This window comes from Microcystis sp. M53603_WE2 (assembly GCF_030065435.1).
Genome location: NZ_JASJFF010000494.1, coordinates 1 through 1,459, shown reverse-complemented (window position 1 = coordinate 1,459; position 1,459 = coordinate 1). Strand labels below are relative to the sequence as shown.

The following is a 1,459-nucleotide window of genomic DNA, read 5'->3' as shown; positions in this document are numbered from 1 at the left end:
ATTGCCGTGTTTAGCGGCATTAACTAAAGCTTCTTGCAATCCTAATCTAATTTCTGGTTCTAATTCTTCGGGAATACTAGCGGTCAATAAATCTAAAATCGGACAAAGATACAAGGTGGAAGCGAAACTCATGGTGTTCCAACTTCGTTTGCTTGTTGGCAGTGAAATAGCAATCACGCACTTTACCTCTAGCTTATATTCAATGACTGTTCTCTTACAGAAAGATTAAGGTCTCTTAACCGTCGATCTAGTTGATTGCCATACCTAATGAGTCATGTTTTATCCCTTTTCTGTCTCTGAGATTGATTAGATATTTTTATGATTGATCTACACACCAATCGAGAATCAAGGCCACTTTGAGCGGGTAATTAATCAAAAAAGTAGTTGACTGGAACGGTCTTTAGTATGCTATTATCCTTACCCATTGACTTTTCGACCATAAACGGCTAAAGTGTCGGGTTTTTCCTCCTATTTCATCCTACCATATTCGCTGTTTTTTGTCTAAGAAAAGCGGCGCATTCGACGTGGGGAGTTTGGGGAAAGAAATCAGCTGTTTGCACTTCTAGCAGTTGATAATCGCCTGTTTTACAGAGATATTGCAAGTCTCTGGCTAAAGTTGCACTTTGACAACTGATATAAACAATGCGTTGACTTTGCAGCTGTAACAGACTATCGAGGACAGATCGATCGCAACCTTTGCGGGGCGGATCGAGTAGAATAATGTCGGGTTTAACTGTCAGTTGCGGTAAAGTTTTTTCTACTGCCCCCAAAATAAAAGTTGTGTTGGTAATATTATTTAATTGGGCGTTAATCTTGGCTCGATCGAGGGAAAAGCTATAGGATTCTAGTCCAATCACCTCTTTAACCCGTTTAGCGAGGGGTAAAGTAAAAGTACCGATGCCACAGTAGGCATCAATGAGAATTTCTTCACCTTTAAGGTCTAATTTCTGACAAATAACCGCAAATAAGGCTTCAGCAGCCTCTGTATTAACCTGAAAAAAAGTATCGGCAGCCAATTGATAGGTTAATCCGGCGAACTTTTCGGTAATATAGTCCCTTCCGGCGATAGTTGTGGTCTGAGCGCCAAAAATAGCATTACCTCGCTCGGGGTGATAATTCACGGTTACACCGACTAAATTGGCGTATTTTGCCAGCCATTGCTGCGCCTGTGCCTCAATTCCCTGTAAATTATTATCGGTACTAATCAGGGTTAATAAAACTTCTCCAGTGTGGCGGCCAATTCTTAGGGATAAATGGCGTAATTGTCCTTGGTGGGTCTTTTCATCGTAAATTGACCAGCCTTGACCCTGAATATCCTGTTTTATCTCTGCTAGAAACGGATTTAAAGCCTGATCTTGAATCGGACATTGATTGAGATTAATCAGATGATGGCTGCCGCGACGATAATAACCTGCTTGCACATTGCCGGTGGGGGAAAATCCGAGGGGATAGGTAGCTT

Annotated in this window: 1 protein-coding gene and 1 pseudogene; both read right to left on the bottom strand. The window is 41.6% G+C overall.

Going from position 1 to position 1,459, the window contains the following annotated elements; all coding sequences use genetic code 11:
- Window positions 1–132: pseudogene (locus PX481_RS10310) on the bottom strand (ATP-binding protein); the annotation flags it as partial.
- 341 nt (window positions 133–473) lie between these two features.
- Window positions 474–1,459: 23S rRNA (uracil(1939)-C(5))-methyltransferase RlmD (gene rlmD / locus PX481_RS10305; protein WP_288094542.1), on the bottom strand; the 986-nt coding region annotated here is incomplete at its 5' end.